A 25,860-nucleotide genomic window follows, 5' to 3' on the forward strand; every position below is an offset into this window, starting at 1 on the left:
GCGTCCTCTACATGCCGGGGGAGACATCCACCTGCGCGGACTTCGGCAGCAAAAAAGCGGCGACCTCGCTGCCCAACTGGACTAGGTCCGCCGGGTCCAGGCGCATCAGTTCCGGCTGGGTGAGCGCCGGCGTGCTGATACGCGGCAGCACGGTGATCAGGGCATTGACGTCCATCCGCAGCACATCGGTGAGGCTGACGCCGCGCAGGCTGCCGGCGTCGGGCTTGCGCAGCTCGACGCTGGTGATGATCTGCTCGCCGCGCTGGATGGGGGTGTCGAGGGTGATGGTCTTGGTGGTGCTGGTCATGACAGTGCTCCTGAGTGGTGCCGGCGAGCGCGCCGGCGGATGGTGGCCGGGCATGCGTTACATACCGATGGCGGCGCGCTGGGCGGCGAGCATGTCGACGCCATTGACGATCTCGATCATGTTGAGCAGGTCGATCTCGATTTCCGTGTTTCCGTCGACGATCAGTTTGTAGTAGCTGCAGGTCGTGACGATGCTGACCTCGGTGTCTTCGCCGGGCTCGGCGTCGCCCAGGTTGATCTCCTCATGGCGGCCACGGACGACGACCTCGACGGCGCTGATCTCGGCGGTATCGTCGCGCTGGTAGGAGCCAGCGAAGCGCAGCAGCACCGCATCCGCGGTGGTGGCGCCGAACTGGCGCAGCACGACCAGGTCGAGGCCGCCCAGCGTCCATTCGAGCTGGATACCATCGTCGCTCATGCCCTGGTCGACCTTGACCGGGCCGTTCATGCCGCCGCCCCTGTAACTTTCCATCTTGCGGGCCAGGGGCGGCAAAGTGATGGTGCGCGCGACGCCGAGGTAGCTGTTGCCGTCGTTGAACAGATTCAGGTTTTTCAGTTTCCGGGGCAGTGCCATGGCGCTCTCCTATCAGGCGGTGATGCGGCTGGCGAAGTCCGCGAAATAGCGATCGGTGATGCGCTGCTGGAGCGTCAGGTCTTCCAGCGGCGGGACCGGGGTGTAGTCGTAGTCGATGTACAACTTGCCGGCCTTCAGAGTGGTCTGGTCGTTGAGGGCCGGGTCGTACCAAGCCTCGGCACCGATGAGATAACCGAGGCGTGTCAGCTCGCGGAATTTGGCGTTGATGGTTTCCAGGATGTCGCGCACCAGGCTCGGGTGCAGGGGCTTGTCGGATGCCCAGAAGAGCCCCTCGGCGATGGTGTCGGCCAGTACCTGGGCGGTGCGGACGGCGCTCTCGAAGGCGAACAGCGGGTCGGCGCTGCAGGTGCGCGAGCCCCAAAAGCGGAAGCCGTCGCGCCTGATGAGCGTAGTGACCTCGTTTTCGTTCAGGTACCCGGCGTCGGTGGCCGGGTCCTGCAGGTCCCAGAACACGTCCGCGCTGATGCCGGTCACGCCGTTGACCGGGACGTTGGAGAGGGTCTTGTGCCAGCCCACCTCGTTGTCGATCTTGGCGCGCAAGCCGAGCGCACGGGCGACGGCCGGGGCCGCCAGGGTGCTGCTGGTGACGGTGTCCCAGGCCAGAAAGTCGGGCCAGATGAGCATGGTTTCGCGGGCGCCGAGGCCGTCGCGGTAGGCTACCGCCTCCTCCTTGGTGGCGCAGTCCCAGGCCGAGACATAGGACATGGCGCGCAGCTTCTGGGCGATGCTGGCCAGCTCGGTGGCCACCGGCAGGCTGTCGAGGCCCGGCACGCCGAGGAGGCGCGGTTTGACGCCGAGCCGGGCCTGGCTGGCCAGCAAGGCCTTGAGGCCGGTCATCTGGCCTTGGGCCGTGGTGGTGCCAACGATCTTGCTGACCTGGTCGGCCGCCTGGGCGGCAGCGTCTGCGCCCTCGCCGTCGGCCACGCGCACCACCACGGTGACGGCGTTGGTCTGATCGGCGATGGCGTCCAGGCTCGGGGCCAGGGTGCCCAGGTCGCCGGCCTTGCCGATGGCAGTCTGGACGTCGGTCAGCAGCACCGGGGTGTCGAGCGGAAATGCCGCGGCATCGGCATCGCTGCCGGTGCAGACGATGCCGATGACGGCAGTGGAAACGGTACGGATCGGGCGCGTGCCGTCGGTGAGTTCGACGGTTCGTATCCCGTGGTGGTAGTCACCGGGCATGGGGGGCTCCTGCGCAGGCGGGTGGTCCTGCGCAGGGTGGCGTGGGTGATGCGGATCGGGTAGCGGCGGGACTTGTAGCGTGGCGCGCTACAGGAGGCGGACCGGTAGTGGCTCGGGCTCTACCGCCGGCGGGAAATGCTCGCGGGCCAGCTCGCCATAGAACGCCAGCTCGCAATGGTGGATCTCGCCCTGACGGTCCCACCAGAACAGGCGGTCGATCAGGCGCTCGGCCAGGACCCAGCCCTCGCGATGCGCCCGGCTGCTCAGCGTCTCGTCGACGTAGCCGCCCAGCGCCGCGTTGACGAACTGGTCGAGCGCGATCAGCAGGCCGAGCCAATACGGCCGGCGGCCGTGGTCGGGGCGATAAAGGTCGAGTTTGCTGGCCATCTACGGCAGCTCATGCGTTTGCACGGGTGTGTCCAGGATCTCGGCGGCACGCCCCGCGGCAAGCAGGCCAAACGCCTCCATCTGCTGCACGCCGGCTCGGGTTTCGACTGCCCCCAGATCGACGAAGGCCGCCGCGGCGAGGTCTGCCTGGTGGACACGCAGCGCGGCAGCCCGGGCGCGCTCCTCGACCGTACCGGCTGGATCGTCGAGCGCCCCCATCTCGATGGCCTGCCGCTCGGCCAGGCTGAAGCGCTGACGGAAGGCCAGGACGGTGACGATGGTTCCGTAATCCGCCGGCTCCTCGACCAGCGGTTCGGCCGAGACGATCCATTGTCTCGTCGCGCGGTCGTAATAGACGCCAACCCCCTCCGGCACTGCCGGCGGCACGGAAAGCGTCATCTCAGTAGCCGATACGGGCGCGCCATCGATCAGTTCGACAGGATCTCCAGGCGTCAAATCGGGCTTGATCGGATATGCGAGCATCATGGTTCCCCCATCTATTTGATTCGCGTGTACCAGTTGGCATTCGTCACCTGGTTGGCTGTATAGGCATACGCATCCAAGGTCATCTCCACGACCGAGCCCGGCGTTCTCAGTCCTAACTGGTTGGATGACGACAGGAGGGCATACAGCGAGCCCTCTTCGGTCACGCCGTATGTGGAAACCGAGGATGGACCGCCCGATACGGCCACCCGCGTTGGAGACTGGCCGCTCAGCAGCTTGAGCAGATCGGCGTTGCTCAGGTAGCGTGTACCAGTGCCATAGCCGCCGTACTTGAGCACCGCCCCGGCGGCGCCATCCGCACAGATGACCTCGGCGTGATAGCTCTCGGTCCAGTTAGCCCCCGACTGACCCGTTGCGGTGAACGACACATGGAGCCGCTGCACCGGGCCGGTCAGCGCCTCGGAAAGCGAAAATGCATAGCCAGCGGCGGACGGGGCCGGCTCAGTAATGGGCCCCGCGGCGACTAATGATCCGCCGGAAACCCAGTATTGGCCGGTCCAGTACAGCCCTCCGCCGGGGTCCGTGATGCCGCGACTGGCGCCGCTGCTCCAGCTCACCCCGCCGTCGCTGCTGTAGCGGGGCAGATTGCCGTCGACCAGGATGACGTGCAGCCCCTGGCCGACCGCGAGCGATCTGATATATGTCCCGCCCCCTCGGGCGGTATCGCCCACATCGCTCCAGTTCACCCCGTCCGTCGACCGATACAGTTTCGTGCTCAGGTCGCTATAGACGAACGCGCCGTTCAGGTATGCCGTTTTACCGGTAGCGCTGAAACTGAACGACCCCTGTACGGTCGTATCCGTCCAGCTCGCGCCATCGTCGGCCGAGATCAGCACCTTGTTGGTGGCGTAGGGGATGACCCATTTCCCGCCGCCGTAGCTGGGCTGGCCGAGGGTGGCCGTGACACCACTGGTCACCGCCGTCCAGGTCACGCCGCCGTTGGTACTCCGCGAGATACCGCCGGCCGGCCCGGTCGCGATCCACACTCCCGCGCCACTGGTGTTGATGCCGTTCACGCCGGTCAGGCCCGTTGCCGTGCGCGTCGCGAAAAATTTGGTTGTGGTGGTATCGACGGCCAGGTTGTAGAAATCGGGGTACTCGCTGGCCAGGATGGCGCGCGCGACATCGCGCTTGACCGCCTTTCCCGACTCCCCCACATCGATCAGATCGGCGGCGGCCGCAATTCTGCGGGTTTCCCCCAGGACCCAGCCCGACTCCTGACCGGACTGTGTGAGCAGTGAAATTGGCATCTAAACCTCCCAGGTAGTGCCGGACCAGACGAAAATGATCTCGGACTGGATGTCGAACGTGACGGCGCTGTCGATCTGCTCGCCGTGCCGAATGTTGTCGCCGACCTGTGCCTGAATCAGGGGCGCGGCGCCGATGGATTTGACGAAAGCGATGGAGTCCCCCGCCTGCAGCCCGGAACCTTGCGGTAGGGTCACGACGATCGAGTCCGCCAGGTAATAGCGGGCACCGACCGCAGCAGTGAATCCCGCGTCTTTGCGCAGCGCCGCCCCCGCAATCGCGCCCGGCGCGACCCAGGCGATGGGGTTGCCCGAGCCGGGCTCGGCGGCGCGCACGGGCACCTGGCCGGGCTGGCCGGTCGCCGGCGCTGTCAGCGTGCGCAGTTCGAGCGCGGCCAGCGCATCGTCGACATAGCCGCGGGAGACATAGACGACGGCCGGATCGACGACGACCGTGACCTCGGCCACCTGGGTGACCTGGAAAATCAGGCGCACATAGATCTGCCGGCCGGCGCCGCTGGTCCATAACGGTTTGAGCGAGGGCGGATATTTGGCGATGGCGTACAGCTCGCCATCCTCGGTATACAGCGCGGCCTCGGAGACGTACCAGCCGCCGACCTCGTCGGGGATGGCCACCTCGGCGATCCACCAGCTCGGGTTTGTGGGGTGTTGCTCGATCTTGGTCAGCGGCCCCCGCCAGCGCTCATGGCGCAGGGCGGTTTCACTGCCATCGGGATCGTATTCGGCGTAATAGAGGGCGCCATCCGCGATAGCGGCGGCATCCAGGCCGTCGCCGACGGCCATTTCGGCCAGTCGTAGCGGCTGTTGGTTGCCATGGCTGGCACCCTCCAGGGCCAGGCCGGTCTGGGTAACGAGAACGTAGTAGTCCTGCGGGTCGCTCATAGTGCGGCTCCATGGGGGTGGACGATGGTGGTTTCGCCGGTGGCCATGCCGGCGGCGCGGTACTGCTGGCCACCCACCGGCAACCCGGTGGCGAGGGGTGGGTAAACCGTGGTCAGCTCGCCGGCGACCATCCCGGCCCCGTGGTACTGCTGCACACTGGCCTGCAGCCCGGCGGCGAGGGGGGGCATGATGGTGGTCGACTCGCCTGTGACCAGGCTGGCCGCCTGGTACTGCGGGCTGCCAGCCTGCAGCTCGGAGACGATGGGCGGGACGACGGTGGTCCGCTCGCCATGGATGGCCGCGCAGGCCACATGCACCTCCGCCCGGCCGATGGCGATCAGGCGCAGGATGAAATGGCTGCGAACCGGTTTGGTCATCGCGACCTGTCGCTCGATCGAGCGCGCGAGGTCCTCGTCGATGCCCCGCTCGTCGATCTCGACCTCTGCGCGGAACGTGTGCGGTGCGGCGGGCGGAGTCTCCTGCCACCACTCGACGAGACGGCCCTGATGTCCCAGGGCTCCGAGTGCCTGGAGCACCGCTGCAGCGCTCCCCTTCCTGCGATGAATTTCGACGCTGGCGGCGATCACGCGCCGCTGAGCTGCAACCGTCCAGGCGCCGTCCCATTCGTCGACCGACAGCGACCAGGCCAGCCAGGGCAGCAGGTGCTCGGGGCAGGTGTCCGGGTTCCACAACTCGCGCAGCGGCACCGGGAGTTCGCCCAGCGGCGCCGAGGCCTGCACGAGGCCACGCTCCAGGGCCGTGGCGTTGGGCGGCAGCAGGCTGGGGACGTTACTCATCCAGGCCTCCATCGGTCAGGGTGATGGCCGTACAGTAGGAGGCGCTCTGCCGGTCGACCACCAGGTTGGCGACCGGGCTGGCCAGGTCGACGCGCTGCACGCCGGGCTGGTGCAGGGCGGCATAGATGCCGGACAGAGTCACGTCGAGGCCGAGGCGGTGCTGGCCCTCGGTGTAGGCCTCGATGGCCGCCTGGGCCGCGGCCATGACCACGGTGCGGTCCGGGCCGGAGAGGAAGTACAGCGTCGCCTCGATCTGGTACGAAACGATGATGGCGTCCTGCACTTCGACGAAGTCGGTGAGCGGGCGTACGTTCTCGTCGGTGAGCGCACTCCCGACGGTGGCGAGCAGTTCGTTGCTGGCGGTACCGTCGCCCTCGCGGGACAGCACGGTAACCACCACCACGCCAGGCGTCGGGCTGGTCACCGATGCGTCGAGCACCTGGCCGCTGGCACTCAGGGCGTGGAAGATGTAGGCCCCCTCGGGCCCGGCCACGCTCAGCCCTTCGAGCGACAACTGGATGCGGTAGCGGAACTCGCTGTCGCCCTCGTAGACGGCGGCAACCGGCGGCACGGCGTCAGGGTCTGCCTCGGTGACAGTCAGGCGCTGCACGCCGAACAAGGCGCCGAGCTGGTCCAGGTCGGTGCCGGTGGCGTAGGCCAGCATGACGGCCTGGGCCGCGTCGTTGATGCGGGCGCGCAGGAGGATTTCCCGGTAGGCGCTCTCCTGCAGCATCTTGGTGCGCGGGTCGGACTCCAGCTCCAGCTCGGCGGCGACGGCGGCCTGCTCGCCGGCCGGGTAATAGCTGACCAAGCGGGCCTTGCGGTCTGCGAGGATGGCCTCGAAGTCGAGGGTTTCGACGACCTCTGGCGCGGGGATCTGCGACAAGTCGATGGCGACGAAGTTGCTCATGCGCTGGCTCCCATGGAAAGCGGCACACGCAGGCTGAGCGGCGCGTTGTCGTCGACGTGAGTGCCGGTGAGGTCGATCGCCGCGCTGCCGGATGTGCTGCCGGGGCTGAGCTGGACGCGGGTCAGGCGCAGGCGTGGCTCCCAGCGGATCAGCGCCGTGGCGATGGCGGCGTACAAGCGCGTCACGGTCGCGCCGTTGAGCGGCTGGTCAATCAGTTCGGGGAGCAGGCTGCCGTAGTCGCGACGCATGACGCGCGAGCCGATCGGCGTGCCGAGGATGTCGGCGATGGACTGACGCAGGTGCTCGAGGTCACCGATGGTCTGGCCGGTGGTGCGGGACATGCCGCTCATTGCGGACCTCCCGTGGTGGCGCCGCCCGGCATGACGCCGCCGTGGACGTGCTGGACCAGGCTGATGCCGGCGGCGATCACGTCCTCGGTCACGGTGACCAGGCCGGTGATGGTCACGTTGCCGAGGATGGTCACGCCGCCCGGGGCGACGATGTCGGCCTGACCACCGTCCGGCAGCGTGGCGCGCAGGGTGTGGCTCTCGGTGTCGTACTCGATCACCGCGCCGTCGCGGTAGGTGCGGCGGTGGCGGGTCAGGCTGTCGTCGGGCGCGGGGCTGGCGGTCGAGTACAGGCCGAGCAGCACGATGCCGGTGGCCGGGTCGCCGGAGGGCGACAGCAGCAGGCATTGCTCGCCGGTGCTGGGCGGGTTCCAGGTACGGTCGAAGCCGGCACGCTCGGCGAGCCAGGGCAGCCAGCCAGTGAGCAGCCCACCGGTTTGCACACGGCAGCGAGCGACGTCCGGATCAACCTCGGCGACGGTGCCGAGGCGGATCAAGTTTTCGAGGCGGCGGGTCAGGTCGGCGGTATTCATGGCCGCCATGCTGGCCGCGCGTGGGCGCGGCTGTCGCGTGGCGGGGGTTGTAGCGTGGCACGCTACAGGGTGCGGTCAGCCGGCCAGGTGCTCGAGGAGGCGGTCGCGGATCAGCTCCAGGTCGGCGTCGGTCAGGCCGAGCAGTTGCCGCGGGTCGTACTGGACCTCGGGGCCGCCGCGCTCGACGCGATCGCGCAGGCCGTACTGGTGGACGCGGGCCAGGCGCGCGACGCGGCCGACGAAGCCGATGGCGATGCTGTCCGCCGTGCTCTGCAGCTTGAGGTGCTTGGCCTGACGGAGCTTGGCGAACATCCGCCGGCGCACGCGGCCGACCTGACCGCGCAGGTCCTTGCGCGGCTTGCGCGGCGCATAGGGCGTGCCGTCCGGGTCGCGTTGCGCGGCGATGCGCTGCTGCTGATTGCGGCGCAGGTCGCGGGCAATGGCCCGGGTGAGTTTGCGGCGCTCGCCGGCGTCGAGCCGGGCCAGCAGGGCGCCGGCCCAGTCTTCGAGGGCACGCAGGTCGTCAGGCATAGCGGGTCGGCCCCGGGTGCGGGGTGGCCAGGGCGACGCCGGTCGGCTCCGGGGTGTCCCACTCGGCGATCAGCTCGCCGTCGGCGTAGACCTGCAGGTGGGTGCTTTCCAACTGCTCGGTGTACTGCGGCTCAGCGGCGTGGGTGACCTGCAGGGTGCCGTCGGGCTGCCGCTTCACGATGACCCGCTCGGTGAGCGGCAGGGTGATCGACAGGTCCACCTTGTCGTTGGCCAGGACCTCGGCCTCGAACTGGATGGCTTCCTTGCCCTTCTCCAGGTTGACCAGCAGCTCCGACTGGTTGACCTGCAGCCAGGCCAGCAGCGGGATGGCGATGGCGTCCGGGTGGCCCGCGAAGTCTGTGAGCAGCAGGTTGAGGGTGTAGCTGTACTCGAAGCTCAGGCCCGGCGCGGCGGTGCTGCGGATGCGGCCCTTGTCGATGACGATCAGCAGGCGGTCGGGGTCGTGGCGCAGCTCGGGCACGGCGGCCAGCAGGTGGGCGCGCAGGGATTCGGGTTTGTTCATAGGGACTCCTGATGCCAGTGGTTGTCGCCGCCGGCGGCCAGGTAGCCGGCGCGCAGGCCGGCGACCACTTCGGGCAAGGCCTCGCACAGGCAGCGGATGTGCAGGCGATGCGGCATCGGGGTGTGCAGCGCGGCGATCAGGTCCTCGAGGCGGTCGATGTTTTCGGCGATCTGGTCCATGGCGGATCTCATGGGGTGGTCTGTTGGTGGCGGTAGAGCATGTCGACCTGGGCGGCGCATTCTGCCCAGGCGGCTTCGAGGCGTTCGGTGTCGTCGAGCAGGTCGCCGTTATCGCTCGGCGCCGTCGCCGGCAGGCGGCACGGCACCACGGCCGGACAGCCAGTCACGGTAAGCGTCGGCGCCGGTGAGGGCCGGTCGCTCGCGCAGCCGGCGAGCAGCAGCAGGCAGAGGCTGAGCAGCCCACTCGCGCAGTTCCTGGTTTTCATGCTTGAGTTCCTCGATCTGGGTGCGGCGGCGGGCCAGTTCGTTGCGCAGGGCGTTCTGGGTGGTGCGCAGCTTGGCCTGGGCGGTGCGCTCCTTTGCCAACTCGTCGGCCAAGCTGTTTGCGTGGCGGATGATCTGGTCGCGCTGTTCGATGGCCTGCTGGGCGGTGGCCTCGGCGCGGTCACGTTGCAGGCTGACGCTGAAGACGATGAGGCTGGCGGCGAGGAGGCAGACCGGGCCAGCCCATTGCAGGAGACGGGCGATCATGCGGCCTCCTGCAGCCAGGCGAACTGCTCGTAGGCACGGGTGAGCTTCACGTCGTAGAGGTTGCGAGCGTAGGCCGCGCCGTTGTAGCGCCGGGCGAACTCGGCCCACTTCCGGGCCTTGAGAGCCTTGTGCAGGGCCTGGTCGGCTTCGATGAAGCGGACGAATGCCCCCAACTGTTGCGCCTCGTTCTCTGCCATGCAGTGGGCGAATTCCTGGACGCTGGCGTAGCCGATGCGCTGCCAGTGGTAGCCCATGATCTGGAACAGTCCCCAGCTCGCCGACTCCAGCCCGGCGCTGTCGTGGATCTGGCGGGCCTGGGCCAGGCGCTGATGTTCGGCGGCGCCGCCGGCATAGCCGCCAGGCGTGGCGTTGACGATGCCGGGGTAGCGCTCGGCCAGGGCGGCGGCGGTGGCCTCGGGGGTGCCGAGACTGGGCAGGATGTAGCCGTGCTCGAGCAGCCGTTCGCGCATGACGTGGCGCTCGAACAGGATCTCCGGGCGCCCGTTGTCCAGGAAACCGTTGCCCTTGCTCTCCACCAGATTGATGGCCAGGACGCTGGCCAGCGGCACGCCGAGGCGTTCGGCGGCCCGTTCGAGATCGCGTTGCTTGAGCAGGTGGCCGATGTCCTGCCCGGCCAGGGCGGCCATCGTCTTCGGGCCGGCGATGCCGTCGACGACCAGGCCGGTGCGGCGCTGGTAGTCGCGCACGGCCTGTTCGGTCTGCTCGCCATAGTGGCCGTCGGGGTAGAGGCCGGCGCCCAGGGCGTTGAGCTGTTTCTGCAGGGTCAGGACCGCCAGGTTGCGGTCGTCGAGGCGGAGCGTCGTCATGCCTGTTCCACCTTCTTTTCCAGCAGCCGGCGGGCGGTGGCCCGGACGGTTTCGACGCCGATCAGGCCGACCATCGAGCCGAAGAAGGCGCCGGCGCTGGGCGAGACGCCGAGCAGCTCGGTGCTGTAGCTGACGCCCAGGCCGATGAAGCCGCACAGAGGGGCCTCCAGCACGAGCTGCCGCAGGCGTCCTCCGGTGTAGGCGATGCGGAAGACGGCGATGACGAAGGCGAGCACGCCCGCGTAGATCCCCGGCCAGTTGCTTTGCACCCAGGCGGCGAGCCAGGCCCAGGTTTCCGGTTTGTCGGGCATGTGTTTCATCCTGTTCATGGGGGTCAGTCCCAGAGGTTGACGAGGCCCTGCCGCTGCGGCTGCGGGGCCTGTTCGGGCAGGGTCACGCGCTGGCCGTGGGGCAGGATCGGGCCGAGGTCGGCCAGGCCGGGGTTGGCTTCGAGCACGGCCTCGACGACGCTGGCGGTGCGGCCGTAATGCCGCCAGCAAAGGGCGTCGAGGGTGTCGCCCTGGTGGGCGATGACGGTGGCCATCAGATCAGCTCCACGGTGGTGTGGGTGACGCCGAGCAGGTCGCGGATCGCCCAGCGGGCGTCGCGGCGGAACTCGTCGATGCTGGGGGTGAGGTCGTCGGCGCGCTGGTTGCCGGCGGCGGTGGCGTCGTAGCTGCGATAGCGCTCGGCCAGCTCGGCGCCGGCGCTGCAGTAGACGGCGCGGCGGTAGAGGTGGACGCGCTCGCTCTCGCCGTCGATGGCCACGGCCGGCACGTCGGCCAGGGCCGCGTAACCGTTGGCCAGTTCGGCGGCCTTGTAGGCGGCCAGTTCGCGGTTGACGCTGAGCATGGCGGCGACCGCGGCTACTTCCAGGCGGGCGTTGGTGATGCTGCCGTCCATGCGGACCGCAGCGCGCAGGTGTTCGGCGTCGATGTCCGGAAACCAGCCGTCATTGTCCAGGACGAATGGCTCGACGGTGCCGCCGTTGGCGATGAATCCGCTCATGGGGGTTCTCCCGGGTCGGCGGTGGGGGGGACGTCACCGGGGCAGCGTGCTGCCTGGATCGGTCCCCCGCCGCCGGGTTCGCGTGGGGACGCTCAGTCCGCGGCCGGGGCCGCGATGTTCTTGAGGAGCCGCTCGGCGCGCTCCAGGTCTTTCTTGCCGCCGCAACTGCCGTGCAGGTCGATGGCGCGCTTGAGGAGGTCGATGCCGATCTGCAGGCGCGGCTGCCCCGGCGCTTCGCCTTCGAGGGTGGCGCGGGCGGTGGCAAGCAGCAGCTTGGCGCGGGCCTCGTCGGGCATGTCCTGCTCTTGGGTGAGTGTTTGAGTACGCTCGAGCACTGCCAGGTCGAAGGCGCCGCCGGCCTTCTGCGCCTTGAGCGCCGCATTGGCGATCTCCTCGGCGACCAGGCAGCCGGTGGTGCGGGCGAAACGGTCGGGCATGACCAGCCCGTGGCGGAGCACGTAGTCGGCGATGTCAAGGGCGCCGGTGTAGTCGCCGGCATCCATGCGCCAGACCATGACGGTTGTCAGCACTTCGTCTTGGGCGCCCTGCCCGGCCGACAGCACGCCCTCGACGTAGGGCTGGTACGCCGGCAGCAGTTCGCGCTTCAGCTCCGCCTTGCCCTGTTCGGACTGGATCTGTTTGAGCCGGGCGCGGTCCGTGGTGAGCTGCAGCAGTTGCAACTCGTAGGCGGTCGCGCCGGCCATGGATTGGGCGGGTTCGGTGGTCGCGGCCGCCTGGGCGGCGCGGACCTTCTGGAAATGACGGCGGCACGGGCTGGTCATGGTTCACCTCAGACGAGCACGATGTTTTCGGCCAGGGCCGCGCCGCCAAGGTCTTCGATGACATAGGCATCGTTGACCGATTCGTAGTTTTCGATGCGGTCCCGCTTGGCGTTGTCGACGACCTGGCGGCGCCGGGTGCCCTCCTGCCAGTAGATGGACAGGTTGTCCAGGCGGGTGACCAGCAGGGCCTTGGGCGGGAAATAGGGCACACGCACGGCCGGCAGGTTGCCGATGCGCTTCTGGCTGGTGACCACGTCGGCGGCCAGTTGCTCGGTCGGCGCGTGGTTCTGGTTGATGATCGGGAAATACTTGTCCGCCAGCAGTTGGCGGCCGCAGATGACCACCAGGTCGGTGTCTTCCTGGTACCAGGGCTCGAGCATGTCGGCGACCAGGTCGAACACCAGGGCGTCGATGTTCTTGTAGTCGCCGGTCGCGCCGATGGTGATCTCGTCGCTGTCCGCAACCACTTCGGCGAGCACACGGGCGGCGTTCTCGGTGCGCATCTTCTGCAGCCAACCGATGTTGACGTCCTGGCGCAGTTGGTTGGTGGCCGGGTTGGAGGTGGCGGCGCGGGAAATGCCGTTCCAACCGATCATGATCCGGTCCAGGGCCTGGCGCTTGACGATGGCGTCGCGCACGCGCGCCTGGAAATCCGGGAACTTGGCCCAAGCATCCAGCCGGGCGTAGGTCAGGTGGGTGTCGAAGTTGGTCTGGCTGCAGGTGTAACCGCGGTCGTCGAGCGTGGACAGGTCCGTGGTAGCGCGGTCGGTGGTGGCGGTGTTGGTGGTGCTGGCCACCGGGCCGGACACGCCGAGGCCGATTTTCTCGCCGCTCTGCTCGGCCACGCCGATCATGTTGATCCGCCCCAGGAATTCGCTGGATTCCTGGATACGGGTTTCCAGCCGCTGGGCGACCGTCGGGGTGGCGGTGAATTTGCGGCTGACGTCCGCCACGCCGTTGAGCTGGGCAATCTGGCCCAGGTAGGCGTCGAACAGTTCGCGGGTTTCGTTGCGCATGGGGTACTCCGGTGAAAACGGGGATCAGCAGTCGGTGGTGATGCGGCCGTTGCCGCCGCTGGCGGTCGGGCGTTGCTGCTGGCGGTGGTCCTGGGTGGTGCCGAGCGTTGTCTTGAGGGCGGCCAGGTCTGCGGAGAGCTGCTGCACCGTGGTGGTCAGCTCGGCGGTGTTCCGCTGCTCGTCGGCGAAAATTTCGGCCTGTTCTTTGAAGTGCTCGGCGAGGGCCTCGACGGCCTTGCCGATCTGGGCGAATTCGCCGTCGTCCCGCACCTGCTTGCCCTTGAGCAGTTCCTGCACGCGGCCGAACAAGGCGGCGCCGACGCTGGGCTTGTCCTCAATCTCCTCGAACTCCAGCAGCGTCTCGGTGGCCACGCTGAACAGGGAGTCGGCGTTCTGCTTGCGGCCCTTGAGCGGGTTGGCGTCCGGATGCTGCTGCGCGAAGGCGAGCATCTCGGTGCCGATGCTGGCCGGGGAGTCGGTGACGGCCAGGCCCATCAGGTAGGCCTTGCCGGTGCCCGCGAACTTCTCCAGGACCTCGATGCTGGTGAAAATCTTCTGTTTCAGCTTGTTGACCAGGTTGACCAGGTCGTCGGTCGGCTCGATCTGCGCGAACAGGGCCAGGCGCTTCTCGCCGTCGATCTCGACCTCTTCGGCCTTGACCGCCAGGACATCGCCGTAGGCGCGGAACGGGCTGTCCGGCAGGGCGCTGCGGTAGTGCTCCATCCAGATCCGCGCGCCGTATTTGGCGCGGTCGTAAGTGGCGGCCATGTCCTCGATCCAGGCGCGTTCGATGTTGCGGCCGTCGGTGGTCGCGCCCTCGACGGCGACGCGGAACCACTTGGAGCGAAATTTCTTCATGCGGGGTTGTCCTCAGTGCGGGCCGGTAGCGGCAATGCAGTGAGGGCATAGTCGGGAGGCCCCGCCGGAGCGGCAACGAGACGGGGTTGTAGCGCGGCGCGCTACAGGGACGGCCGACTGCTCAGGCGCCCGCGCGCGGGCAGCATCGGCGCATGACAGCCATCGCCCCCCTCCCCCTCGATACTCGCCGCCAGGCCAAATTCCTTTACTGGATGGGCTGGCGTATCTGCGAGATCGCCGAAGCCACCGGCGAGAACGAAAAGACCCTGCACACCTGGAAGTCGCGCGACGAGTGGGACCGCGCGGACAGCGTCGAGCGCATCGGCGGCGCCCTGGAGGCGCGGCTTGTGCAGTTGATCCTGAAGGACAACAAGACCGGCGGCGACTTCAAGGAAATCGACCTGCTGCACCGCCAGCTCGAGCGGCAGGCGCGCATCCAGCGCTACCAGGGCGGCGGTACCGAAACCGACCTGAATCCGAAACTCGCCAAGCGCAACGAGGGGCCGAAGACGCCACCGAAGCGCAACGAGTTCGGCGAGGAGGAGATCGAACAGCTTCGCGATGCGTTCATCGACGGCTGTTTCGAGTACCAGCTCGACTGGTATCGGGCCGGCAACCAGCGCACGCGCATGCTGCTGAAGTCTCGCCAGATCGGCGCGACCTACTATTTCGCCCGCGAGGCGCTGATCGATGCACTGCTGACCGGCCGCAACCAGATCTTCCTGTCGGCCAGCAAGGCGCAGGCCCACCAGTTCAAGAACTACATGCAGGCCTTCATCCAGGAAGTGCTCGGCCGGCAACTGACCGGCGACCCCATCGTGCTGTGGAACGGCGCCGAGCTGCATTTTCTCGGCACCAACTACCGCACCGCGCAGGGCCGCTCCGGCAACTTCTACTTCGACGAGTTCTTCTGGGTTCACGGCTTCGACGAGCTGAACAAGGTCGCCTCGGGCATGGCCCTGCACAAGAAATGGCGCAAGACCTACTTCTCGACGCCATCGAGCAAGGGGCACCCGGCCTACCGCTGGTGGACCGGCGAGCGACTCAACGAGGGCAAGCCGACCGCGCAGCACCTCACGCTCGACGTCGGCCACGACGCCCTGGCCATGGGTCGGCTGAGCGAGGACAAGATCTGGCGGCAGATCGTGACCATCCTCGACGCCGAGCGGCGTGGCTGCGACCTGTTCGACCTCGAGGAGCTGCGCTTCGAGTACAACGCCGAGCAGTTCGCCAACCTGCTGATGTGCGAGTTCGTCGACGACGGGGCGAGCATCTTCCCGCTGGCGATGCTGCAGCCATGCCAGGTCGACAGCTGGGTCGAGTGGGCCGAGGACTTCAAGCCGTTCGCCGCCCGCCCGTTCGGCGATCGCCAGGTGTGGGTCGGTTACGACCCGGCCGAGACAGGCGACAGCGCCGGCCTGGTGGTGGTCGCCCCGCCACTGGTGCCGGGCGGCAAGTTCCGCGTGCTCGAGCGGCACCAGTTCCGCGGCATGGATTTCGCCGCGCAGGCCGAGTTCATCCGCCAAGTGACCCGGCGCTATTGGGTGACCTACATCGGCCTCGACACCACCGGCATGGGCACCGGCGTAGCCCAACTGGTGAGGTCGTTCTTCCCGAACCTGACCACGTTCTCGTACAGCCCAGAGGTGAAGGCCCGCCTGGTGATGAAGGCGTGGGACGTGGTCCACAACGGCCGGCTGGAGTACGACGCCGGCTGGACCGACCTCACCAGTTCAATGATGGCGATCCGCAAGACCATGACCGCCAGCGGCCGGCAGATGACCTACGTCGCCGGCCGCACCGACGCAACCGGCCACGCCGACCTGGCCTGGGCCCTCATGCACGCCCTGCACAACGAGCCGCTGGAGGGGCAGACCGCCGCCAATACCAGCATCATGGAGATTTGTTGAGATGAACGCACTTAGCCGCCTGGCTCAGATTTTCCGCGCGCCCGCGCCCAGCAAGCCTGCCGCTCCGGCCGGCGGGGTCGAGGCCTTCACCTTCGGCGATCCGACGCCGGTCCTCGATGGCGGCGAGATCCTCGACTACCTGGAGTGCTGGTTCAACGGCCGCTGGTACGAGCCGCCGATTAACCTTGACGGCCTGGCCCGCTCGACCCGGGCGAGCGTCTACCTGCAGTCCGGGCTGACTTTCAAGCGCAACATGCTCAGCCGCACATTCATCCCCCACCGGCTGCTGGACCGGGAGGCGTTCGAGCAGTTCGCGTTGGACTGGTTGTGGTGCGGCAATGCCTACCTGGAGCGGCGCCGCAACCGGCTGGGCGGCACGCTGTCGCTGCAGCCGGCGCTGGCAAAGTACATGCGCCGCGGCCAGGACCTGGACCGCTATTTCATGGTCAGGGGCTGGCAGGACGAGCACGAGTTCGAGGCAGGGACCATCTGTCACATCCGCGAGGCCGATATCAACCAAGAGGTGTATGGCCTGCCGGAATGGCTGGCGGCGCTGCAGTCGGCGCTGCTCAACGAGTCGGCCACCCTATTCCGCCGGCGCTACTACCTGAACGGCTCGCATGCCGGGTTCATCCTCTACATGAGCGACGCGGCGCAGAACGAGAAGGACGTCAATGCCCTGCGCGAGGCACTGCGCAGCGCCAAGGGGCCGGGGAACTTCCGCAACCTGTTCCTCTACTCACCGAGCGGCAAGAAAGACGGAATTCAAGTCATCCCGGTCAGCGAGGTGGCGGCCAAGGACGAGTTCGGCAACATCAAGAACATCACTCGCGACGACATGCTGGCCGGGCTGCGCATCCCGCCACAGTTGATGGGCGTGGTGCCGCAGAACGCCGGCGGCTTCGGCTCGGTGAAGGATGCGGCCCTGGTATACGCGGCCAACGAGCTGGAGCCGATCCAGGCGCGCATGCTGGCGGTGAATGAGTGGGTTGGTGAGGAGGTGATCAGGTTCAGGCCTTATGAGTTAGCCGCTCAGGCTTGAGCTTATTCCTTCGTATTAAGAGGACGCGCGTACTGACAAATAGTCAAATGCAGGAAACAAGGCCGATCAAAACAGGCAGAGATCGGCCAGAACAGACTTCCTCTTTTCTTATCCTAAGCGCGCGACTGTGGTCGCTGCTCAGATTGTTTTTCCTCCATGCGCTAGGTTACCCTTGTTGCCAATTGAACGCTGTACGCATATGGAGTTGCCGTCATAGTACATAACTACCTTACATTTCCTCTCTTCCTGGACACAGCCCTAAAAGTGGCGGAGTGTACTGTTCCTCATAACGTTACCTACCATATTTGTCGATTGGATTCCCCAACCGGTGTCTATTTGTGTTTGAGCCTCATAATTACCGCTCGCGGCAAGCTAATCAGTTGTTTCTAGGAGATAACATGAAGCCAGAAATTGTGAATCGCGCTTCGGACGTCTATGGTATTGGACGCGAGTTGCCATTGAACTACGTTACCCGGAATGAGGTGGACGAATTTTTTGTTGCGAATCTGACTCGCGATAGACACGTTATTATCTATGGCAGTTCCAAGCAGGGGAAAACCTCGCTGCGAAAACACTGCCTCAAAGATGAGGATTACATTGTCGTTCATTGCTCTAACAAATGGGGTATTGCTGAACTTAATTCAGCCATTTTGAAGCGGGCTGGCTACGAAGTTACCCAGTCATCGACTCGGACCACTGCAGGACGAAATAAAATCGTAGCCTCCTTCAAGGCGTCTGTTTTCGGTGTCGGGGCTGAGACAGGTGGAGATAAGGAGGAGACAAATACTACATCGGTAACGAGCGCTCCATTAGAGCTTGATCCAGAGGATGTTAACGACATAATCTCTGCACTAAAGGGCTTCAAGAAGTTTATTGTTCTTGAAGATTTCCATTATCTACCGATTGATACGCAAAAGGACTTTTCTGTAGCACTAAAGGCATTTCATGAGCAATCATCACTTTGCTTTATCATAGTTGGTGTCTGGCTCGAGGAAGGGCGTCTAACTGTCTACAATGGTGACCTCACCGGAAGAATTATTGGCGTCAATGCCGACCGCTGGACACATGAAGAGCTTCATGAGGTCATTTCAGCTGGGGAGGCCATGCTCAACATTTGCTTTGCGCAATCGTTCAAGGATACCGTTATCGCCAACTCTCTCGATAGCGTTTATATTGTTCAAGAGGCATGCTATCAAGCATGCACCCGAGAAGGTATTAATCTCACGCAGTCGAGCACACGTGTTGATGTTGGCTCCACAATTGATGTTCCCACACTCATCAGGGAAGTCGTCAATCAACAGACCGGACGGTATAACTCGTTTATTACGCTATTTGCAGGCGGCTTTCAGGAAACCGCACTTCAAATGTATAAGTGGCTGCTATATCCAGTGCTCAGTGCTGACAACCAGTTATTAGAGTCTGGTCTTACTTATCGACATATCCGCGATGTTCTCCGCCAACACCACCCAGAGGGTCAAGCCTTGAACATTGGAAACTTGACACAGGCTCTGCAATCGACCGCATCACTTCAAGTGAAAAAGGAAATCAAACCAATTGTCCTTGACTACGACCAAACCAACTTGAAGCTCAATGTAGTCGATCGTGGCTTTCTAATTTGGCTGGCAAACCAGAATCGGGCGGACCTGCTGGAACTAGCAGATTTACCTACACAAGCATGATGCTCAATAATCGCTTCTAGCCTACCAGTAACTTGCTGTATTCTCTATGGTCGACTAAAGCTTGGCGTTAGCGAATCCCATAGAAAGTAAGCTTACGAAATAAGGCTTTACTCTCATCTCATGCAAGCCGCCCTCGTGGCGGCTTTTCTTTATTTTCTCATCAGTACACAACGTCCGTCCTCTTACCGCCTACACCCCCCTGACTTGGAGAGCGTATCCCTCTAGCTTGGGTGGGCAGGGCCCGGCGCGCGCAGTTGTCCCCCCACGACACCTGCGGGCTAAACGTGTCGCTTTTTCTTCAGGCCTTCAGCAGGGCGCAGGACAGACAGGCTGGGCGCTGTGCGGGGGTTATCAGGGGCCTGGAAAGCCTTCAGATCCCTTCACGGGTAAGGGCTGGAGGCTCAAGGCAGAAAACGGGAGGAGCCAGCAGACAGCCATTTTTCAGGACGGCATCGGAAACGGGTTAGATGGTTGGAAAATCCACTCAGCATGGCTGAAACCCGCATGGCACTAAGGCTGCAGCCATTACCGACAGACGGTTAGAAATGGTTGGAAGACAGGTAATTTTTCTCTAAGCCATTGATTTATAAAGAATCATATAAATGAGTTTCTAACCTTTCTAAAAGGTAATGTCCAACCTATTTCTTACCCGTTTCCAACCTTTTGCAGAATCGCTACAAGCCACGTCATTCAGGCCTTTCAGGCGTTTTCATTCTGATACTTACCTTTCTAACCCTTTTCCGATGCCAAACTGAAAATTCAGGAAGTAGCCGGCAGGGGTGTCCGTCAGGTCGCCCGCATACATATCTGCGCGCACAAAAAAGCCCGCATACTCGCGGGCTCTTCGTCTCATTCAAGGGGCTATCTGAAGCGTATCGATAACGTACAAAGCGGGCCCCCGCAACCAAATACGACGATCGGCCCGGGTTGCTCACGCAACCCGGGCCGATTGCTGTGGAGTCGGGTTTCATATCGCTTCCGGCAGAGCTTGCGCCCCTCTCCCCCATAGGTACCACACCAGACATGGCCGGTACCTCCCTCCAGATACCTTTCACATGATCCGGCTCAGCTAATGCCCGGCCGAATCGACGGCAGTCGCCGGTCTGGCGGAATTGCCGGATAGTCCTTCGTCATAGGCATCGGCATCGCCGGGGGCCGGCTGCTCGCCCGGCCGCTGGGCGGCAGGTAGAAACTTGGCGGCCCAGTCGCGCAGTCGTCGATTTTCATCCCTCAACGCTTCGAGTTGTCGCTGATGGCCGGCCAGCAGGGTATGCAGGTCGCCCTGTTCCCGGCGCAACCGCTCCTGAACGCTGCGCTCGCTGCCGAGCGCGGCGTTCAGGTGCTCGATATCGGCCTGGCGACGATCGGCCAGTCGCATGGCCTGCTCGGCGCTCTCGGTCGCGAGCTTCAGCTCGGCGCGCAATGCGTCCGTCTCGCGGGATAACAGCCAGACGAGCAAGGCCGCGAGCACGGCAATGAAAAGGGAGGACCTGGTCATGCAGGACGTCTCCATACGACACCACCATTGCGAACAATGGATTCGCGGGGCTGCTCCAGCTTCATGGATTCCTCCTTGAATGGGCGTCGGACGCGGGCGAGCCTGGATTCGCTCAACCTCTGAGCATAGGCGCCCCACCGGCATCCGCCGCGCTCAGTCCCGGTGGCCGGCCACACCCATCGAGCCTGACATGGAACAGCACACCCTGCCCGGCACGGGACCGCCGCCCATCGCCGGCCGCATCGCGGTTTCCTGGCGATTCTCTACTTCCGGTCAGTTCCGGAGCCGACCCGCCGAACCGACGCGATGGGGATTGGAAAACCACGGATCGCTGTATACTCTCGCCCCCATTTTTTCACCGCGATCCCGCCCCCGAGGTGCACTCATGTCAAAAGAAGTTCCTAGCATAGGTTGGGTGTCGCTCGGGTGCCCGAAGGCCACCGTCGACTCCGAACGCATCCTCACCCAGTTGCGCACGGAGGGTTACCGGATCGTACCGTCCTACGAGGAGGCCGACGTGGTGGTGGTCAACACCTGCGGCTTCATCGACAGCGCCAAGGCCGAGTCCCTCGATGCCATCGGCGAGGCCCTGGCGGAAAATGGCAAGGTGATCGTCACCGGCTGCATGGGCGTATCCGAGGAAGCCATCCGCAACGTGCATCCCAGCGTGCTGGCGGTCACCGGCCCGCAGCAGTACGAGCAGGTGGTCAGCGCCGTGCACGAGGTGGCGCCGCCGAAGGCCGACCACGATCCCTTCGTCGATCTGGTGCCGCCGCAGGGCATCAGGCTGACCCCGCGCCACTACGCCTACCTGAAGATATCCGAAGGCTGCAACCACAGTTGCGCCTTCTGCATCATCCCGTCCATGCGCGGCAAACTGGTCAGCCGCCCGGCGGGCGAGGTGCTGGGCGAGGCCGAGCGTCTGGTCGGGGCCGGCGTCCAGGAGCTCCTGGTGATCGCCCAGGACACCAGCGCCTACGGCGTCGACCTCAGGTACCGGACCGACTTCTGGAACGGCCGGCCGGTGAAGACGCGTCTGCTCGAACTGTGCGAGGAACTCGGCAGGATGGGCGTCTGGGTGCGTCTGCACTACGTCTACCCCTACCCCAGCGTCGACGAGCTGATCCCGCTGATGGCCGCCGGCAAGATACTGCCCTACCTGGACATCCCCCTCCAGCACGCCAGCCCGAAGATCCTCAAGGCGATGAAACGTCCGGCCTTCGAGGACCAGACCCTCGCGCGCATCAGGAAATGGCGGGAGATCTGTCCGGAGCTGACCATCCGCTCGACCTTCATCGTCGGCTTCCCCGGCGAGACCGAGGAGGACTTCCAGTACCTGCTCGACTGGCTGAGCGAGGCCCAGCTCGACCGCGTCGGCTGCTTCCAGTATTCGGCGGTGGATGGCGCACCGGCCAACGAACTGGAAGGCGCGGTAGCGGAAGAGGTCAAGCAGGAACGCTGGGAGCGCTTCATGGCCCACCAGCAGGCGATCAGCGCGGCGCGCCTGCAACGCCGGATCGGCCAGGAGATCGAGGTGCTGATCGACGAGGTCGACGAGCAGGGTGCCGTCGGCCGCTCCTGGGCCGACGCCCCGGAGATCGACGGCAATGTCTACGTCGACAGTGCACAGGTGCTCAAACCCGGTGACAAGGTGCGCGTGCGCGTCACCGATGCCGATGAGTACGATCTCTGGGCCGAAACCCTCTGACGCCCGAGTTCGCGCGCCGATCCGCCCTTACGGGCCGGCGCGCTCCACAGGGAAACGACGCCGGTCTTTCCCGCCAACCCTTGACCTCGCCTGAAGCGGGTAGCAGCCTCCCCAATCAGGCTAACGCGCATCAAATCAGTTCCAAGGAGGCTTATGCACCGGATTTTCTTCCTTCTCGCCGGCGCCCTGTCGCTCGCCGGCTGTGCAGGCGGCCCCGCGACCGGGAACGGCGGCCTGTCGTCGGCCGCACGTTACCAGGGCCATCTGGTCATGCTCCCGGAGATGCACATCTTCGTTCCCTGCAATGCGGAAGCGCCCCTCTGGCTGGTCGCGGATGCCGCCACCGGCCACCGTCTCGAGGCCCAGTACACGAGCCTGGTCAGCGAGCCCTACGAGGAAGCCTTCGCGGTCCTGCGCGGCACCCCTGGACCACAGCTCGATTGCCGGGGCTGCCAGGACTTCCCGGGCAGCTTCCGGGTCAGCGAAATCATCGAATACCGCCAGGCCGAGGCTGGCGATTGCCATTGAGGAGGCCGGCGAACGCCCGCCAGCCTCTTTTTGGCGATGGACGGGAAGAGGCCCCTGCGCTTGCGCGCGCCCGCTCAGGCCACCTCCAGATAGCACTTGTGAATGGCGTCGCCCAGTTGCTGGACTTGTTCGATGTACTCGGTGATCCAGGCGTGCATTCCGGTTTCCAGGACTTCCTCGATCGCCGTGTAGCGTAGCCGCGCCTCCAGTTCGGCGGCCAGGCGCTGCGCCGGACGACCGTTGTCGCCAGGCAGGTCGGCGAGCGTATGCTGCAACTCGGTCAGGCAGGCCCGCAGCGAGCGCGGTACCTCCGCCCGCAGCAGCAGCAGCTCGGCTACCTTGCCGGCCCGCGGCGAGCCGCGATAGATCTCGGCGAAGGCCTCGAAGGCGCTCAGCGCGCGGAGCAGCGCGCTCCACTGGTAGTAGGCGCGGGCCGAGCGGTCGTTGGGGTCCTCGCTGTCCGCACCGAGCAGTTCGTAACGGGCGTCGAGCAGACGCAGGGTGTTGTCGGCCCGTTCGATGAAAGTCCCCAGGAGGATGAAGCTGTACACGTCGCCGCGCATCAGGGTGCTGTAGGTGGCGCCGCGGAACAGGTGCGAACGCTCCTTGACCCACTCGCAGAAACGGCTGATGCCGTAGCCGCTCAGCCCCTGCTCGGCAAGATCGAGCAAGGCCAGCCAGGTGGCGTTGATGTTCTCCCACATGTCCGCGGTGATCCGCCCGCGTACCGCATGGGCGTTGCTGCGCGCCGCGGCCAGGCAGTTGAACAGGCTGGCCGGGTTGCTCGCGTCGAGGGCGAAGAAATGCAGCATGCGCTCGGCGTGCAGTTCGCCGTGGCGCTGCAGGTAATCCTCGAGGGTGCCGGTGATCAGCAGCGGCATGGCCAGTTCGTCGAGGCCATTGCCGCGATCGTCCTGCGGCATCAGGGACAAGGAGTAGCTGACGTCGAGCATCCGCGCGAGATTCTCGGCACGCTCCAGATAGCGCGACATCCAGTACAGATCGGCGGCGGTTCTACTTAACATGCTCGATAATTCCTTCAATCCTCAACGACCCAGGTATCCTTGGTCCCGCCGCCCTGGGACGAGTTGACCACCAGCGAGCCTTCCCGCAGCGCCACGCGGGTCAGTCCCCCAGGCACCAGGCGGGTTTCGCGGCCACTCAGGACGAAGGGCCGCAGATCGATGTGCCGCGGCGCGATGCCGTTTTCGACGAAGGTCGGGCAGGTCGACAGGCTCAGGGTCGGCTGGGCGATGTAGGCCTCGGGGCGCGCCTTGAGACGCTCGCGGAAGGCCTCGATCTCGGCCTTGGTGGCCGCCGGTCCCACCAGCATGCCATAACCGCCGGAGCCCTGGGTCTCCTTGACCACAAGTTCGGGCAGATGGGCCAGGACATGGGACAGGTCCTGCGGCTTGCGGCATTGCCAGGTCGGCACGTTCTGCAGGATCGGCTCCTCGCCCAGATAGAAGCGGATCATGTCGGTGACATAGGGATAGATCGACTTGTCGTCGGCCACCCCGGTACCGATGGCGTTGGCCAGCACCACGCTGCCGCGGCGATAGGCCGAAAGCAGCCCCGGCACACCCAGCACCGATTCGGGATTGAATGCCAGCGGATCGAGGAAGGCATCGTCCAGCCGCCGGTAGATGACGTCCACCGGCCTGGCGCCGGCGGTGGTGCGCATGAACACCCGTTCGTCGCGGACGAACAGGTCGGCCCCTTCCACCAGTTCCACGCCCATCTCGCGGGCCAGGAAAGCGTGTTCGAAATAGGCGCTGTTGTAGCGTCCCGGCGTCAGCACCACCACGCTGGGGTTATCCAGCGGACTGGAACTCTTCAGGGCTTCCAGCAACAGGTTCGGATAGTGGTCGATGGGGGCGATGCGCTGGGCGGCGAACAGTTCGGGGAACAGTCGCATCATCATCTTGCGATCTTCCAGCATGTAGCTGACACCGCTCGGCGTGCGCAGGTTGTCCTCCAGCACGTAGAAGGTGCCGTCCCCGTCGCGCACCAGATCGACCCCGGCGATGTGCGCATAGATGTCGCGATGCAGGTCGAGCCCGTGCATCACCTGCTGGTAGCCGCTGTTGGACAGCACCTGCTCCGGAGGAATGATGCCGGCCTTGAGGATGCGCTGATCGTGATAGATGTCGGCGAGAAACAGGTTCAGTGCCTGGACCCGCTGAATGCAGCCGGCCTCGATCCCGCGCCACTCGCTGGCGGGAATGCTGCGCGGGATGGTGTCGAAGGGGATCAGGCGCTCGGTGCCCTGCGCGTCGCCGTACAGGGTGAAAGTGATGCCCGCCCGGTGAAACAGAAGATCGGCCTCGCGCCGACGCTGGGCCAGCACCTCCTGGGAAGTGTTCTCCAGCCAGTTGGCGAAGCCCCGGTAATGCGGCCGGCAGACGCCGTTCGCATCGTACATTTCGTCAAAAGATTGGCGATCCATGCATGCTCCTCGGCTGTGCATAAAAGAAATTCGCAAAGCTCATGCCAGTTGCCAAGTTCCTATTTCTATCAATGGCTTGGAGACACGCCAGCGGTAGCGGCGACGGATCGGAAGCGGCAGCGGTACCCACCCGGCGCCTCTCCGTGCCGCCGTTCGGTCGATATCCACCGCGCCAGGCGATCCCGTCATAGCGTTCAGCGTCCATATCACGCACAGGAGGTGACGGAGCCGGGAAGCCCATGCACCAAAACGGCCCCCTGCTCGCCGAGCAAGATCCATCGCGCACCAAAAAAATGCAACACCCACCCTGAATTACCCGCGACAGGCATTCCGAGCGCACCTCGACGCCGGGCACAGGCCCGGCCGGTACCTCGCGGTCCCCTTAGCCTTCATGAACGATCCGGGTGCCCAGCAGTTCGAGGAACCTTGCCAGCCAGGCAGGATGCGCCGGCCAGGCCGGCGCCGTGACCAGGTTGCCGTCGACGTGGGCCTGATCCAGCGGAACATCCACATATTCGCCACCGGCCAGTCGCACCTCCGGGGCGCAGGCCGGGTAGGCGCTGCACGAACGTCCCGCGAGCACGCCGGCCGCCGCCAGCAATTGGGCGCCGTGGCAAACGGCGGCGATCGGCTTGTTCGCCGTGGCGAAGTTCCTCACCAGTTCCAGCACGCGCTCGTCGAGGCGCAGGTATTCGGGCGCCCGGCCCCCCGGGACCAGCAGTGCGTCGTAGTCTTCGGCGCGCACCTGGGCGAAATCGAAATTCAGGGCGAAGTTGTGTCCGGGCTTTTCGCTGTAGGTCTGGTCGCCCTCGAAATCGTGGATGGCGGTTCGCACGCTCTGCCCGGTCTGCTTGCCCGGGCACACGGCATGCACCGTATGGCCGACCATCAGCAGTGCCTGGAACGGCACCATGGTTTCGTAGTCTTCAGCATAGTCGCCGACCAGCATGAGGATCTTCTTGGCGGACATGGGAAACTCCTGAACGGGACGAGAAAAGCGCACGAACCTCTCCGGACCGGGAGGGCTGTGCGTCAGAGAGGCCCACCCTACCCTGCCGCTTCCCGGCCGTCGACCCGCCG

Annotated in this window: 31 protein-coding genes and 1 pseudogene; 5 read left to right on the top strand and 27 right to left on the bottom strand. The window is 65.3% G+C overall.

Annotated features, from left to right (window positions below):
• Positions 1 to 7: 7 nt before the first annotated feature.
• The 23 genes and pseudogenes from AVCA_RS17005 to AVCA_RS17110 all read right to left on the bottom strand — a co-directional run bounded on the left by AVCA_RS17005 (position 8) and on the right by AVCA_RS17110 (position 13,966).
• On the bottom strand, positions 8 to 307 hold the full coding sequence (locus tag AVCA_RS17005) for a phage tail assembly protein (RefSeq protein WP_012702258.1): 300 nt from the start codon (positions 305 to 307) through the stop codon (positions 8 to 10).
• A 57-nt stretch (positions 308 to 364) separates the two neighbouring features.
• The gene (locus AVCA_RS17010) at positions 365 to 880 is read right to left on the bottom strand and encodes a phage major tail tube protein (RefSeq protein WP_012702259.1); all 516 of its coding nucleotides are present in this window, start codon (positions 878 to 880) and stop codon (positions 365 to 367) included.
• Between the two features lie 12 nt (positions 881 to 892).
• A complete protein-coding gene (locus AVCA_RS17015) occupies positions 893 to 2,083 on the bottom strand; it encodes a phage tail sheath protein (RefSeq protein WP_012702260.1) in 1,191 nt (396 codons plus the stop codon).
• An 87-nt stretch (positions 2,084 to 2,170) separates the two neighbouring features.
• Positions 2,171 to 2,470 (bottom strand): hypothetical protein, encoded by a 300-nt coding sequence (locus tag AVCA_RS17020; protein ID WP_012702261.1) that lies wholly within the window; start codon positions 2,468 to 2,470, stop codon positions 2,171 to 2,173.
• Entirely contained in the window at positions 2,471 to 2,956 is a 486-nt protein-coding gene (locus tag AVCA_RS17025; protein ID WP_012702262.1) for a hypothetical protein, read from the bottom strand.
• Between the two features lie 11 nt (positions 2,957 to 2,967).
• Positions 2,968 to 4,224 carry a beta propeller repeat protein gene (locus AVCA_RS17030; protein WP_012702263.1) on the bottom strand — a complete coding sequence of 419 codons (1,257 nt, stop codon included), beginning with the start codon at positions 4,222 to 4,224 and terminating at the stop codon, positions 2,968 to 2,970.
• Positions 4,225 to 5,124, bottom strand: coding sequence for a phage tail protein (locus AVCA_RS17035; RefSeq protein ID WP_012702264.1), 900 nt, complete (start codon positions 5,122 to 5,124; stop codon positions 4,225 to 4,227). It abuts the gene before it with no gap.
• Positions 5,121 to 5,921 (bottom strand): phage tail protein I, encoded by an 801-nt coding sequence (locus AVCA_RS17040; protein ID WP_012702265.1) that lies wholly within the window; start codon positions 5,919 to 5,921, stop codon positions 5,121 to 5,123. The genes AVCA_RS17035 and AVCA_RS17040 overlap by 4 nt, the downstream gene beginning before the upstream one ends.
• Positions 5,914 to 6,831 (bottom strand): baseplate assembly protein, encoded by a 918-nt coding sequence (locus AVCA_RS17045; RefSeq protein WP_012702266.1) that lies wholly within the window; start codon positions 6,829 to 6,831, stop codon positions 5,914 to 5,916. The genes AVCA_RS17040 and AVCA_RS17045 overlap by 8 nt, the downstream gene beginning before the upstream one ends.
• Complete coding sequence (locus AVCA_RS17050) at positions 6,828 to 7,181, bottom strand: GPW/gp25 family protein (protein ID WP_012702267.1); 354 nt, start codon at positions 7,179 to 7,181, stop codon at positions 6,828 to 6,830. Before AVCA_RS17050 ends, AVCA_RS17045 begins: the two co-directional genes overlap by 4 nt.
• Positions 7,178 to 7,720 carry a phage baseplate assembly protein V gene (locus AVCA_RS17055; protein WP_012702268.1) on the bottom strand — a complete coding sequence of 181 codons (543 nt, stop codon included), beginning with the start codon at positions 7,718 to 7,720 and terminating at the stop codon, positions 7,178 to 7,180. Before AVCA_RS17055 ends, AVCA_RS17050 begins: the two co-directional genes overlap by 4 nt.
• Before the next feature lie 66 nt (positions 7,721 to 7,786).
• Positions 7,787 to 8,242: a phage virion morphogenesis protein gene (locus tag AVCA_RS17060; RefSeq protein WP_012702269.1), complete on the bottom strand. Its 456-nt coding sequence runs from the start codon at positions 8,240 to 8,242 to the stop codon at positions 7,787 to 7,789.
• Positions 8,235 to 8,765 carry a phage tail protein gene (locus tag AVCA_RS17065; RefSeq protein ID WP_012702270.1) on the bottom strand — a complete coding sequence of 177 codons (531 nt, stop codon included), beginning with the start codon at positions 8,763 to 8,765 and terminating at the stop codon, positions 8,235 to 8,237. The genes AVCA_RS17060 and AVCA_RS17065 overlap by 8 nt, the downstream gene beginning before the upstream one ends.
• Positions 8,762 to 8,944 (bottom strand): hypothetical protein, encoded by a 183-nt coding sequence (locus tag AVCA_RS17070; RefSeq protein ID WP_236616250.1) that lies wholly within the window; start codon positions 8,942 to 8,944, stop codon positions 8,762 to 8,764. The genes AVCA_RS17065 and AVCA_RS17070 overlap by 4 nt, the downstream gene beginning before the upstream one ends.
• Before the next feature lie 8 nt (positions 8,945 to 8,952).
• Positions 8,953 to 9,210, bottom strand: a complete 258-nt coding sequence (lysC, locus tag AVCA_RS26895) for an Rz1-like lysis system protein LysC (RefSeq protein WP_217652870.1) — start codon at positions 9,208 to 9,210, stop codon at positions 8,953 to 8,955.
• Positions 9,131 to 9,475, bottom strand: a pseudogene (locus AVCA_RS17075) (Rz-like lysis system protein LysB); the annotation flags it as partial. The gene lysC and the pseudogene AVCA_RS17075, both read right to left, overlap by 80 nt.
• On the bottom strand, positions 9,472 to 10,302 hold the full coding sequence (locus AVCA_RS17080) for an N-acetylmuramidase domain-containing protein (protein WP_012702273.1): 831 nt from the start codon (positions 10,300 to 10,302) through the stop codon (positions 9,472 to 9,474). The pseudogene AVCA_RS17075 and the gene AVCA_RS17080, both read right to left, overlap by 4 nt.
• Positions 10,299 to 10,631 (bottom strand): phage holin, lambda family, encoded by a 333-nt coding sequence (locus tag AVCA_RS17085; RefSeq protein WP_012702274.1) that lies wholly within the window; start codon positions 10,629 to 10,631, stop codon positions 10,299 to 10,301. Before AVCA_RS17085 ends, AVCA_RS17080 begins: the two co-directional genes overlap by 4 nt.
• A 5-nt stretch (positions 10,632 to 10,636) precedes the next feature.
• The gene (locus AVCA_RS17090) at positions 10,637 to 10,846 is read right to left on the bottom strand and encodes a tail protein X (RefSeq protein ID WP_012702275.1); all 210 of its coding nucleotides are present in this window, start codon (positions 10,844 to 10,846) and stop codon (positions 10,637 to 10,639) included.
• A complete protein-coding gene (locus AVCA_RS17095) occupies positions 10,846 to 11,310 on the bottom strand; it encodes a head completion/stabilization protein (protein WP_012702276.1) in 465 nt (154 codons plus the stop codon). Before AVCA_RS17095 ends, AVCA_RS17090 begins: the two co-directional genes overlap by 1 nt.
• A 92-nt stretch (positions 11,311 to 11,402) precedes the next feature.
• The gene (locus AVCA_RS17100) at positions 11,403 to 12,092 is read right to left on the bottom strand and encodes a phage terminase small subunit (protein WP_012702277.1); all 690 of its coding nucleotides are present in this window, start codon (positions 12,090 to 12,092) and stop codon (positions 11,403 to 11,405) included.
• Positions 12,093 to 12,100: 8 nt separating this feature from the next.
• Positions 12,101 to 13,108: a phage major capsid protein, P2 family gene (locus AVCA_RS17105; protein WP_012702278.1), complete on the bottom strand. Its 1,008-nt coding sequence runs from the start codon at positions 13,106 to 13,108 to the stop codon at positions 12,101 to 12,103.
• 24 nt (positions 13,109 to 13,132) lie between these two features.
• A complete protein-coding gene (locus AVCA_RS17110; protein ID WP_012702279.1) occupies positions 13,133 to 13,966 on the bottom strand; it encodes a GPO family capsid scaffolding protein in 834 nt (277 codons plus the stop codon).
• A 152-nt stretch (positions 13,967 to 14,118) separates the two neighbouring features.
• On the opposite strand from AVCA_RS17110, the gene AVCA_RS17115 reads away from it, so the two are divergent.
• From AVCA_RS17115 to AVCA_RS25360, 3 genes are all read left to right on the top strand, one after another.
• Positions 14,119 to 15,876, top strand: coding sequence for a terminase ATPase subunit family protein (locus tag AVCA_RS17115; protein ID WP_012702280.1), 1,758 nt, complete (start codon positions 14,119 to 14,121; stop codon positions 15,874 to 15,876).
• Between the two features lies 1 nt (position 15,877).
• Positions 15,878 to 16,918: a phage portal protein gene (locus tag AVCA_RS17120; protein WP_012702281.1), complete on the top strand. Its 1,041-nt coding sequence runs from the start codon at positions 15,878 to 15,880 to the stop codon at positions 16,916 to 16,918.
• Positions 16,919 to 17,316: 398 nt separating this feature from the next.
• Complete coding sequence (locus AVCA_RS25360) at positions 17,317 to 18,597, top strand: hypothetical protein (protein WP_012702282.1); 1,281 nt, start codon at positions 17,317 to 17,319, stop codon at positions 18,595 to 18,597.
• A gap of 1,069 nt (positions 18,598 to 19,666) precedes the next feature.
• On the opposite strand, the gene AVCA_RS17125 is transcribed toward AVCA_RS25360, so the two are convergent.
• Entirely contained in the window at positions 19,667 to 20,095 is a 429-nt protein-coding gene (locus AVCA_RS17125) for a hypothetical protein (RefSeq protein ID WP_217652871.1), read from the bottom strand.
• A 385-nt stretch (positions 20,096 to 20,480) separates the two neighbouring features.
• On the opposite strand from AVCA_RS17125, the gene rimO reads away from it, so the two are divergent.
• Both rimO and AVCA_RS17135 read left to right on the top strand, forming a co-directional pair.
• On the top strand, positions 20,481 to 21,803 hold the full coding sequence (gene rimO / locus AVCA_RS17130) for a 30S ribosomal protein S12 methylthiotransferase RimO (RefSeq protein ID WP_012702284.1): 1,323 nt from the start codon (positions 20,481 to 20,483) through the stop codon (positions 21,801 to 21,803).
• Between the two features lie 153 nt (positions 21,804 to 21,956).
• Entirely contained in the window at positions 21,957 to 22,331 is a 375-nt protein-coding gene (locus tag AVCA_RS17135; protein WP_231876250.1) for a hypothetical protein, read from the top strand.
• A 74-nt stretch (positions 22,332 to 22,405) separates the two neighbouring features.
• On the opposite strand, the gene AVCA_RS17140 is transcribed toward AVCA_RS17135, so the two are convergent.
• The 3 genes from AVCA_RS17140 to AVCA_RS17150 all read right to left on the bottom strand — a co-directional run bounded on the left by AVCA_RS17140 (position 22,406) and on the right by AVCA_RS17150 (position 25,750).
• The gene (locus tag AVCA_RS17140) at positions 22,406 to 23,356 is read right to left on the bottom strand and encodes an alpha-E domain-containing protein (RefSeq protein ID WP_012702287.1); all 951 of its coding nucleotides are present in this window, start codon (positions 23,354 to 23,356) and stop codon (positions 22,406 to 22,408) included.
• A 14-nt stretch (positions 23,357 to 23,370) separates the two neighbouring features.
• Positions 23,371 to 24,780, bottom strand: coding sequence for a circularly permuted type 2 ATP-grasp protein (locus AVCA_RS17145; RefSeq protein ID WP_012702288.1), 1,410 nt, complete (start codon positions 24,778 to 24,780; stop codon positions 23,371 to 23,373).
• Between the two features lie 382 nt (positions 24,781 to 25,162).
• Positions 25,163 to 25,750, bottom strand: coding sequence for a DJ-1/PfpI family protein (locus tag AVCA_RS17150; RefSeq protein WP_041807359.1), 588 nt, complete (start codon positions 25,748 to 25,750; stop codon positions 25,163 to 25,165).
• Positions 25,751 to 25,860 lie beyond the last annotated feature (110 nt).

Origin of the sequence: Azotobacter vinelandii CA, assembly GCF_000380335.1 — a bacterium.
GTDB classification, from domain to species: Bacteria; Pseudomonadota; Gammaproteobacteria; order Pseudomonadales; family Pseudomonadaceae; genus Azotobacter; species Azotobacter vinelandii.

Excerpts from the sequence above, each read along its gene's own strand:
- AVCA_RS17005 (WP_012702258.1), bottom strand. The coding sequence starts at position 307 with ATGACCAGCACCACCAAGACCATCACCCTCGACACCCCCATCCAGCGC.
- AVCA_RS17010 (WP_012702259.1), bottom strand. The coding sequence starts at position 880 with ATGGCACTGCCCCGGAAACTGAAAAACCTGAATCTGTTCAACGACGGC.
- AVCA_RS17015 (WP_012702260.1), bottom strand. The coding sequence starts at position 2,083 with ATGCCCGGTGACTACCACCACGGGATACGAACCGTCGAACTCACCGAC.
- AVCA_RS17020 (WP_012702261.1), bottom strand. The coding sequence starts at position 2,470 with ATGGCCAGCAAACTCGACCTTTATCGCCCCGACCACGGCCGCCGGCCG.
- AVCA_RS17025 (WP_012702262.1), bottom strand. The coding sequence starts at position 2,956 with ATGATGCTCGCATATCCGATCAAGCCCGATTTGACGCCTGGAGATCCT.
- AVCA_RS17030 (WP_012702263.1), bottom strand. The coding sequence starts at position 4,224 with ATGCCAATTTCACTGCTCACACAGTCCGGTCAGGAGTCGGGCTGGGTC.
- AVCA_RS17035 (WP_012702264.1), bottom strand. The coding sequence starts at position 5,124 with ATGAGCGACCCGCAGGACTACTACGTTCTCGTTACCCAGACCGGCCTG.
- AVCA_RS17040 (WP_012702265.1), bottom strand. The coding sequence starts at position 5,921 with ATGAGTAACGTCCCCAGCCTGCTGCCGCCCAACGCCACGGCCCTGGAG.
- AVCA_RS17045 (WP_012702266.1), bottom strand. The coding sequence starts at position 6,831 with ATGAGCAACTTCGTCGCCATCGACTTGTCGCAGATCCCCGCGCCAGAG.
- AVCA_RS17050 (WP_012702267.1), bottom strand. The coding sequence starts at position 7,181 with ATGAGCGGCATGTCCCGCACCACCGGCCAGACCATCGGTGACCTCGAG.
- AVCA_RS17055 (WP_012702268.1), bottom strand. The coding sequence starts at position 7,720 with ATGGCGGCCATGAATACCGCCGACCTGACCCGCCGCCTCGAAAACTTG.
- AVCA_RS17060 (WP_012702269.1), bottom strand. The coding sequence starts at position 8,242 with ATGCCTGACGACCTGCGTGCCCTCGAAGACTGGGCCGGCGCCCTGCTG.
- AVCA_RS17065 (WP_012702270.1), bottom strand. The coding sequence starts at position 8,765 with ATGAACAAACCCGAATCCCTGCGCGCCCACCTGCTGGCCGCCGTGCCC.
- AVCA_RS17070 (WP_236616250.1), bottom strand. The coding sequence starts at position 8,944 with ATGGACCAGATCGCCGAAAACATCGACCGCCTCGAGGACCTGATCGCC.
- lysC (WP_217652870.1), bottom strand. The coding sequence starts at position 9,210 with ATGAAAACCAGGAACTGCGCGAGTGGGCTGCTCAGCCTCTGCCTGCTG.
- AVCA_RS17080 (WP_012702273.1), bottom strand. The coding sequence starts at position 10,302 with ATGACGACGCTCCGCCTCGACGACCGCAACCTGGCGGTCCTGACCCTG.
- AVCA_RS17085 (WP_012702274.1), bottom strand. The coding sequence starts at position 10,631 with ATGAACAGGATGAAACACATGCCCGACAAACCGGAAACCTGGGCCTGG.
- AVCA_RS17090 (WP_012702275.1), bottom strand. The coding sequence starts at position 10,846 with ATGGCCACCGTCATCGCCCACCAGGGCGACACCCTCGACGCCCTTTGC.
- AVCA_RS17095 (WP_012702276.1), bottom strand. The coding sequence starts at position 11,310 with ATGAGCGGATTCATCGCCAACGGCGGCACCGTCGAGCCATTCGTCCTG.
- AVCA_RS17100 (WP_012702277.1), bottom strand. The coding sequence starts at position 12,092 with ATGACCAGCCCGTGCCGCCGTCATTTCCAGAAGGTCCGCGCCGCCCAG.
- AVCA_RS17105 (WP_012702278.1), bottom strand. The coding sequence starts at position 13,108 with ATGCGCAACGAAACCCGCGAACTGTTCGACGCCTACCTGGGCCAGATT.
- AVCA_RS17110 (WP_012702279.1), bottom strand. The coding sequence starts at position 13,966 with ATGAAGAAATTTCGCTCCAAGTGGTTCCGCGTCGCCGTCGAGGGCGCG.
- AVCA_RS17115 (WP_012702280.1), top strand. The coding sequence starts at position 14,119 with ATGACAGCCATCGCCCCCCTCCCCCTCGATACTCGCCGCCAGGCCAAA.
- AVCA_RS17120 (WP_012702281.1), top strand. The coding sequence starts at position 15,878 with ATGAACGCACTTAGCCGCCTGGCTCAGATTTTCCGCGCGCCCGCGCCC.
- AVCA_RS25360 (WP_012702282.1), top strand. The coding sequence starts at position 17,317 with ATGAAGCCAGAAATTGTGAATCGCGCTTCGGACGTCTATGGTATTGGA.
- AVCA_RS17125 (WP_217652871.1), bottom strand. The coding sequence starts at position 20,095 with ATGACCAGGTCCTCCCTTTTCATTGCCGTGCTCGCGGCCTTGCTCGTC.
- rimO (WP_012702284.1), top strand. The coding sequence starts at position 20,481 with ATGTCAAAAGAAGTTCCTAGCATAGGTTGGGTGTCGCTCGGGTGCCCG.
- AVCA_RS17135 (WP_231876250.1), top strand. The coding sequence starts at position 21,957 with ATGCACCGGATTTTCTTCCTTCTCGCCGGCGCCCTGTCGCTCGCCGGC.
- AVCA_RS17140 (WP_012702287.1), bottom strand. The coding sequence starts at position 23,356 with ATGTTAAGTAGAACCGCCGCCGATCTGTACTGGATGTCGCGCTATCTG.
- AVCA_RS17145 (WP_012702288.1), bottom strand. The coding sequence starts at position 24,780 with ATGGATCGCCAATCTTTTGACGAAATGTACGATGCGAACGGCGTCTGC.
- AVCA_RS17150 (WP_041807359.1), bottom strand. The coding sequence starts at position 25,750 with ATGTCCGCCAAGAAGATCCTCATGCTGGTCGGCGACTATGCTGAAGAC.